General features: G+C 55.4%; 9 protein-coding genes. 3 read left to right on the top strand and 6 right to left on the bottom strand.

Annotated features, from left to right (window positions below; genetic code table 11):
- Positions 1–920: sporulation protein YqfD (locus tag ABGT74_RS01825; RefSeq protein ID WP_346704220.1), on the bottom strand; the 920-nt coding region annotated here is incomplete at its 3' end.
- An 18-nt stretch (positions 921–938) separates the two neighbouring features.
- On the bottom strand, positions 939–1,196 hold the full coding sequence (locus ABGT74_RS01830) for a YabP/YqfC family sporulation protein (RefSeq protein WP_346704221.1): 258 nt from the start codon (positions 1,194–1,196) through the stop codon (positions 939–941).
- An 89-nt stretch (positions 1,197–1,285) separates the two neighbouring features.
- Here ABGT74_RS01830 and ABGT74_RS01835 point away from each other — a divergent pair, with 89 nt between their 5' ends.
- The 3 genes from ABGT74_RS01835 to ABGT74_RS01845 are packed head-to-tail and all read left to right on the top strand — an operon-like array spanning position 1,286 to position 4,091.
- Complete coding sequence (locus ABGT74_RS01835) at positions 1,286–2,329, top strand: hypothetical protein (RefSeq protein ID WP_346704222.1); 1,044 nt, start codon at positions 1,286–1,288, stop codon at positions 2,327–2,329.
- Between the two features lie 36 nt (positions 2,330–2,365).
- Positions 2,366–2,605 (top strand): hypothetical protein, encoded by a 240-nt coding sequence (locus tag ABGT74_RS01840; RefSeq protein ID WP_297283214.1) that lies wholly within the window; start codon positions 2,366–2,368, stop codon positions 2,603–2,605.
- Positions 2,595–4,091 (top strand): D-alanyl-D-alanine carboxypeptidase family protein, encoded by a 1,497-nt coding sequence (locus ABGT74_RS01845; RefSeq protein WP_346704223.1) that lies wholly within the window; start codon positions 2,595–2,597, stop codon positions 4,089–4,091. The genes ABGT74_RS01840 and ABGT74_RS01845 overlap by 11 nt, the downstream gene beginning before the upstream one ends.
- Positions 4,092–4,217: 126 nt before the next feature.
- Here ABGT74_RS01845 and ABGT74_RS01850 read toward each other — a convergent pair whose 3' ends face one another.
- The 4 genes from ABGT74_RS01850 to ABGT74_RS01865 form a co-directional block, all read right to left on the bottom strand.
- Positions 4,218–6,029 carry a polysaccharide deacetylase family protein gene (locus ABGT74_RS01850; RefSeq protein ID WP_346704224.1) on the bottom strand — a complete coding sequence of 604 codons (1,812 nt, stop codon included), beginning with the start codon at positions 6,027–6,029 and terminating at the stop codon, positions 4,218–4,220.
- A 94-nt stretch (positions 6,030–6,123) separates the two neighbouring features.
- Complete coding sequence (locus ABGT74_RS01855; protein ID WP_346704225.1) at positions 6,124–7,014, bottom strand: DegV family protein; 891 nt, start codon at positions 7,012–7,014, stop codon at positions 6,124–6,126.
- 12 nt (positions 7,015–7,026) lie between these two features.
- Positions 7,027–7,215, bottom strand: coding sequence for a hypothetical protein (locus ABGT74_RS01860; RefSeq protein ID WP_346704226.1), 189 nt, complete (start codon positions 7,213–7,215; stop codon positions 7,027–7,029).
- A gap of 222 nt (positions 7,216–7,437) precedes the next feature.
- A partial coding sequence (locus tag ABGT74_RS01865) for a collagen-like protein (RefSeq protein WP_346704227.1) occupies positions 7,438–8,113 on the bottom strand: 676 nt, incomplete at its 5' end.

An 8,113-nucleotide genomic window follows, 5' to 3' on the forward strand; every position in this document is an offset into this window, starting at 1 on the left:
GTTCTGGTTTCTATTATTTTATCACAGGTGCCCCCGTCAATTCCACTCCCAATATATAAATTTAACCGATGATTTCCCAAAACCAGCGCATACTGCCGCCGCACCTTGCCGGTATATACCTTGTTTTCGGTTTCGAGCGCGCGCGCCGCCGACACCTGATGCATCGTATATGCCTCTACCTCACCGCGCGCATGTGTCAGGTGGTAATTTCCCTCCTCCCGCGTGGGGGATACCAAGCCGCTGATGAGCGTGTCGCCTGTTTCGACCGCATCCCCCGCCTGCACCATAGGCTGCCCCTCAAGCGCTTTCACGCTTTTGATGACGCCCTCCCGCGCGGCAACGACCTTGACAACCGCATTCTGATCAATTTTCTCCTCCGGCGGTGTAACGCCGTAAGCTTCGATTGTCAGGCTGTTCCCGCGGATGTTGAGCGATAAAAACGTCATATTCGGCTGCTTGCCGAGCATCTTCCAGCGGATGCTGCGCGTATCCAGTTCGCTGATACGCGCACCGATATGTACACCTAACTCTTCCAGCTGCTGCATCACCTCTGCCTCATCGAGCGCAGGGTCGATATGCGCTTCGATCGACCAGATATGCGCACACAACACCCAGCAAAGCAGTATCAGCAGCGCAAGACCACCCCACAATGCGGTGCGCGGCCGCAAGCGCGCCGCCCAAAACGGCATCCCCCGCCGCTGCACGATATGGACCCGGCATCCCGTGCGCCCCATGTACCGCCGCAGCGCACGAAAATCCGCAAGCGATAGGGTGACATACATTTCATTCCACGCGGTGCGCTCCATCCGCCGCAGCATCAACTCTTTTGCAGCGCACAAATTGAGAAAGCGCGGCAGGCTTGCACCCGTCACGCGCACGCGCACCTGTCCGCGTGCCAGACGCCAGAGCCGCGCAAGCATAGTCCCATCCCCTTTCCGTTATCCTGCCGTCGTATACTCTACCGAGACGATCGTCCCGGTGACCGCCAGTTCATCCAGCGAAAGCGCGGTCAGTTCTAGTCCCGCTCCCACGATGCGTACCTCACAGCCGCTGCACTTTACTCGCAGCAGCCCCTGCTCATATTCCTGAATACCGCGATGGTTTTCCACCACCACGCGGCTGTTGCCGATGATCTCCACGCGCGGCCAGAAGCCATGCAGATCGTCGATCAGCTCGCCCAACCCGTCATGCGCCATTTGCGTCCCTCCTCCGTTCGGGCTATTGTATGCGGTGGCAGCATCAAACTTGACAGCGCTGCATATCCTGATGCATCGGAGGTGCGTGCATGAAACTCTTTTTATCCCTTGCCCTATTTGCAGCGTTCCTGCTGTTTCCCGCCGCCTGCGCTGACGGCGTGCGCAACGGTCTTTCCCTTGCCGCCGGACAGGCGCTGCCCGCGCTGTTCCCGTTTTTTCTGGCAAGCGGCCTGCTGGTGCGCAGCGGACTGGCACAAGCGCTGACCCGCCCCGCCGCACGTCCGCTCGCATGGCTGTACCGTCTTCCATCCTCTGCCGCCCCCGCCGTCATCCTTGGGCTTACCGGCGGCTATCCGGTTGGTACCGCGACCACGGTCGATCTGTTGCGGCAGGGCGTGCTTTCGCGCGATACCGCGGCACGGGTCAACGCCTTCTGCAACTGTGCCAGCCCCGGCTTCTGCATTGGACTTGCCGGGCTCGGCATTTTCGGCAGTGCGCGCACGGGTGCGATGCTTTACGGCATCCACATTCTGACCGCCCTGCTCACCGGACTGCTGGTTGCACGCCCAGCACAACACACTCCCAAAACCGAGCTGACCGCTCCGCCGGATCGTGCGCCCACCCAGAGTTTTCCCGCCATTTTTTGCGCCGCCGTACAGCAGGCTGCTGCTACCGCCCTGACCGCCACCGCTTTTCTGACTGTTTTTTGCGTGCTGCTGCGGCTGGCGCAGCCGGTTTTATCATATCTTCCCTACGGCCATGCGCTCTCCGGTATGCTGGAGCTGACCTCCGGTCTGGATGCGCTTCGCACATTGCCGCTGCCAAGCAGTGTAAAGCTAACCCTTACCTCGTTTCTGCTGGGCTTTGGCGGGCTGGCCGTGCAGTTTCAAGCACGCGCATTGGCAGAGCCCGCCGGTCTGTCCATGCATGGATTTGCCGCCTGTAAACTGCTGCACGGTGCTATGGCAGCCGCCCTCACCGCACTTGTGACCCGCATTTCGCCCGCCATACTGCCAGCCTTCGCCCCCATGGGCAGCGCCGCATCGCAGCGTCATTATCCGATTTCCTTCCTGATATTGCTTTTGATGTTGTTTACAATTTGGTCTGGAAAAAAAGCGAAAAATAAGATATAATGGGTCACAGAACATTAGATTGGAGTGACCTGACGCATGAAGCTGAAAAAGCTGCTGCGCAAAAATATTGAGCCACGCTGTACTTATTGTGCTCATGGCACACCGCTGGCTGATGGCCAGCGCATTGCCTGCCGCCGCCGCGGTGTAGTAGACGGAACCGATCATTGCCGTTCGTTCCGATACGATCCCCTGCGCCGCGTGCCGCCTAAACCGGCGGCGCTGCGTGGCCACTTTACCGATGCTGACTTCTCACTGGGGGATACCAATGAAAAATAATATATTATGGAATCGCTGCACAGCGCTTGCCCTGTGCTTCATTTTGCTGTTTGCCGTGGTCCCGCTGCCGCAGGCGCTCGCCGCGCCCGAGGACGAGGACACGGTTTCCGACTATTCAGATACCGACAGTGACACGGAAGGCACCGACACAGAAAGCACTATTGACGCTTCCAGTCAAGCAGACAATGCCAATGTCATTGCCGCCGCATCCAATGCACCCACGCTCAACGCCGAAGCCGCGCTGCTCATCAGCCCGAGCACCGGCATGGTGCTGTATGAGAAAAATGCGGACGAGCGCCGCTATCCGGCTTCCACCACCAAAATTATGACCGCGCTGATCGTGCTCGAAAACGTGACCGACCTGAGCGAAACGGTCACAGCCGAGGCATCGGACTTTGAAAACTTATCCGCAGACAGTTCCAATGCCGGCATCAAGCAAGGCGAAACCGTTACTGTCGAGGATCTTCTGTATGCACTGATGCTGCCGTCGGCCAACGAGGCGGCCTACATGCTCGCCCGTCATGTCGGCGGCACCTATGAAAACTTCGTCAATATGATGAATGAACGCGCCGCTGAGCTGGGCTGCACCGGCACACACTTTGTCAATCCCTGTGGTCTGCACGATGATGACCATTACACCACCGCACGCGACCTGTACAAAATCAGCTATGCCGCTATGCAGGACGAAACCTTTGCGGACATCGTTTCCACCGTACAGCACCGCATGTCCAAAACCAACATGCAGGACGAACGCATCATCCTGACCACCAACAAGCTCATCCTCAGCTCATACGCCGCTTATGCGTATAACTACTGCTTGGGCATCAAAACCGGAAACACCTCGCAGGCGGGCAACTGTTTTGCAGGCTACGCAAAATATGGCGACGCTGAACTGTACTCCGTGGTCATGGGATGTGACGACAAATCGGCAGAATATCCTGAAATCCCTGCCAGCTTCACAGATACCAAAGCGCTGTTTGAGTGGGGTTTTGAAAACTTCGTCTCCAAAACGCTTGTCAAGCAAGGCGATACCGTCAAGCAAATCGATGTGGAGTTATCCACTGACACGGATAAGCTGGTGCTGACTGCCAAAAACGATTTGGTAGCTCTGGTTCCTAAGGATTTGGATCTCGAGGCACTCACCCAAGATCCTCCTATCACCGCACCGGACAGCGTGGACGCGCCGATCAAAGCAGGCGATGTGATCGGCAGCGTCACCTATTCCTACAACGGCATCAATTACGGCACTGTCGAACTGGTGGCGCTCAGCGATGTGGAAAGAAGCCCCGTGCTCTATTATGCCGACAAGCTGAGCAATTTCTTCCAAAGCACAGTATTTAAGGTCATTCTGATCGTTCTGGCCGTATCTGTTGTACTGTATATCCTATTCAACCTGACCTTCGGTGGCATACGCCGCCGCAAGCAGCGCAAAAACCTGCGTTCACGCTATGAAAACACCAATTATCAGCGCAGACGCCGCAGATAACAACAAGCATCACAAAAAGCAGGTAGACGCTTTTGCGTCTGCCTGCTTTTTCTCTGCACAAACAAAGCCACCAGCCTGTGTCAAACAGGCTGGTGGCTTCCATTGCTTTTTACTTATTGCTAATCATCAGGTAAATTCCGTCGGCGCATAGGTGCCGTCCGCAATCTCCTGCGCAACCTTATCAGTCAAGCCATTGTAGACAACGCCAGGCTCCAGTGTAATGCCCTTGACTGCCGCAAGCTCGGAAACCGTCACAAACGCATAGGTTTTATCCGTGCGGCTTTGCAGTTCGTCAATGGCCGACAGCACGCCCTCTACCGAAGTCGGATACAGGTCATGCATCAAAACCACCGATCCGTCCCCTGCATTTACGATCGCATCGTGTACGCTCTGCGCATTGCGGTTCTTCCAGTCCTGCGTATCCACGTTCCAGTTGATGATCGGAAGTCCCAGTTCCTTCGCAACCGCCTTCACATCGCTGTTCACGCCGCCACCAACCGGACGCAATACCGTGGGAGCCTGCCCTGCTTTCTCCTGAATAGTATTCGTTGCGGAAGAAATCTCCTGTCGAATTCCATCCGTATTCAATCCGGTCAGATGCTGCATGGGATGGGTCATCGTATGGTTGCCCAATTCATGCCCTTCGGACACCAGCCGCGGCAGCGTACTGCTGAACATGTTAACACGGTCGCCTACCATAAAGAAGGTCGCATGCGCGCCTCGTTCCTTCAGTCCATCCAGCAAATATGCCGTCAGTCCGTTCGGATAGCCATCGATCGCACCGGTCGGTCCATCATCAAACGTCAGCGCAATATACACATCCGCATCCGGAATATCCGCGCTTACCGCCTGCGTCAGCCCATTTGTCTGTGCAGACAGATAGGCTTTTTGGCTGTCAAAGCCATCGAGCGAGGTTCCGGCGAATACAAATGCGCCATCCTCCAGACCCGTATAGGTTTTGCCAAGCACTGCGGCAAACAGCGGTGCGGATACATAAAACCGTCCGCTGTCCTCATCGGTGAATGCGCTGATATTATTGCCCTTCACGCGATCGCCGTTGACCTTAGCCTTTCCATTATCCTGTATTTTCGATTGAATGCCGTTATAGTCTACCGTCCATTCGTGACTGCCATCAAAGGAGGCTGTGCCGCCCAATGTCGTCACTGCTGCGCTCAGCGGCACATATTGCAGGCCATCCCGTTCCTTGACAGGTGCGCCGCGATGCTCGCCTTCTTCCTTCATCTGCCGGGTCTCGCCCTGATATTGCAGCTTATCGGAATCCGTGCGCATGAGCACGCTATCAGCCGCCAGCTGTGCCTCGGATGGACCAAGCTCAGACAATGCTTCGTCCGCAATCTTGCCCATCTTCTCATCATCCAGCGCCTTTTTGGACTGTGAAATCACGACCAAGTCGCCCATGTCCGCGCCCAACTCGCCTACCTGCCATGAAAATGCCTGACAGATATCACGAACCGGCACATAAAGAGTGCTGTCCTTCAGGACCGGCGCTGCTGACAAGGTTTTCGTTTCCTCATTGAACTGTGCGGTTTTGCTGTCTACCTGTACGCGCAGCGTATCCTTACCCTCTGTGATCACAGCAGTTTTGCTGCTGTCCTCCCAAGATAGCTCCAGCTTTAGGTTGTCACACAAGGACTTTGCCGACACAAAGACTGTCCCGCTGCTGTCGCGATACGGAGCAGCACCGCTCAAATCGACCACTTTACCATCTGCAAACGCGCGTGCATTGTCAACTTGGTATACCAGCTGATTCCGATCCCCACCAAAAATCGCACTGGATATTCCTTTTACAACATGAAACGCGACTGGGACTGCAATGATCACCACCAAAATCAGTGCGATCAGCACGCCATAATGGCTGTTGCGGCGACGATGCCTGTGGCGCCGGTACGTTGTCCGGTACGCCGATTGATATGTCATTTTCCGTTCATTCCTTCCTACCAGTTACTGATTGAATATATTCTCTATTGGTTTATTATAGCATTAAAACCGAAATACAAAAGTTACAGTACCGTTAATTTTCTTTCCCCACAGCAGAAAGTGCTTCGGTCAGCATTTGCACACCGACGCCCAGCAGGTGCGGCCCCACATACGCCCCCAGCGTGCAGTCGATTTCCCCCTCCATCAAATGCTGATAATCCGGCAGGCTTTTCCGCGCGAGCTCCCGTATCTCCTTGAGTTCCGACGGCGAGTCCCCATGTGCGACCGCCAAATTGAAGGGGACGCTGCGCGGCACCAGTGCCATAGCCAGCTGCACCATTTTCTGCATCGCCGCTTTTCGTCCTCGGATTTTGGCAACGCTGGTCAATTCCCCATCCGGTGTAAAGGAAATGATCGGTTTGATTTGCAGCAGTGTTCCCGCTACGGCTGCAATTTTGCCGATACGCCCGCCCTTTTGCAAATACTCTAACGTATCCACGCAGAAAAACACATGCGTGTTCTCAATCAACACAGGCATGGCATGCAGCAGTTCGCTCCACGACCAGCCTTCTTCGATCCAGCGCGCCGCTTGTATCACCGTCATACCAATGCCCAGAGAGCCGCTCCGCGTATCAAACGCAGCGACCTCTAAGCCGGCGGTCTGCTCCCCGATCAAGCGCACCATATTGCCGGTACCGCTCAGGCCACCAGACAGGTTGATCGCCAGCACCTTGGTATATCCCGCTTGCTTGATCCGGGCAAACGCCTGCTCCACCATATCGCCGCTCGGCAGTGTTGTCTTGGGAATTTCCTGCGGCAGTCGACGATACACTTCATCCGGTGTAATATCCACACCATCAGCATATTCGCCATCCGAAAAAATTAACTTGAGCGGTACAACATAAATGTCATACCGCCGCACCAATGCCTGCGGAATATCTGCACAGGAGTCCGTCAACAGCGCAATTTTTTGTTTATTGATCATCTCATTCTCCTTTTACAGATCTTCACCTGCACTCCAGTTAATCAAATGCGGCGAGAGTTTGGGTTCATTTTGCCCCGGCTGCGCCACTTTCACACCAAAAAAATCATACCACTGTCCACATGCGTCACATTGCCATGCAGTCGCTTGGGTTTCATCCATGATATAAATTTCATTTCCACATTCGCAGGTTAAAATCGTCATGCCGTTTCCCTTCTTTTCATATGCTTCGATGTTCTATCCGGCTGATGCTTATAGAATACGTATAGTATAGCATACCCCCTACAAGAAGTCGAACCTATTTATTCCTATTTTCGGATATATTCGCTCTTTTTCAGCATTTTTATCCAGAAAGCAGCACAAGGCCCGGCCGCTTAAGCAGCCGGGCCGTTTTCGCAGACAGGCACTTGCGTTGCCCGCATGCATTTAGGTCGGAATATCGCCGTTTCGAGTCACCGTTGCAGAAATGTTACTATATAAAAAGCCGTTGGCTGTGCTGACGACTTGCAGCGTTGCCGGGACAGACGAAACGGTAAACGGAACAGTAAACGACTGATTGACAACATCGTTGGTATTGGTAAAATTGTGCTGCGCCGCGGCGCCCGGCAACCCTGTACCGTTGAGCTGAGCAACCGTACTGAGGTTGAGCGGAAAACTCACGCTTTTCGCCGGAGCAAAGCCACCATTGAATGCAAGGGTATAAACACCCGGTTGATTGATCGTAAAGGTGGGGCTATTTGCCGTATGACTCACGGCATTGCCATAAGATTGCGCATTCCGATCAAACAGCAACGACGTCTGGCCGGTACCGGGTTGCGGCGGCGTGGAATAGGCGGATAACAACTGAACATCCGTGCCAGGACCCGTCGGGCCGGTTGCACCGGTCGGGCCTGTCGGACCAGTCGGACCGCTCGGGCCAGTCGGACCAGTTGCACCGCTCGGACCAGTTGGGCCGGTTGGGCCGGTCGGACCTGTCGGGCCAGTCGGACCGGTCAGGCCACTCGGGCCGGTCGGACCGCTCGGGCCTGTCGGACCAGTCGGGCCGGTTGCGCCGCTCGGGCCTGTCGGACCAGTCGGGCCGGTTGCGCCGCTCGGGCCTGTC

This window comes from uncultured Agathobaculum sp., assembly GCF_963927765.1.
GTDB lineage: Bacteria > Bacillota > Clostridia > Oscillospirales > Butyricicoccaceae > Agathobaculum.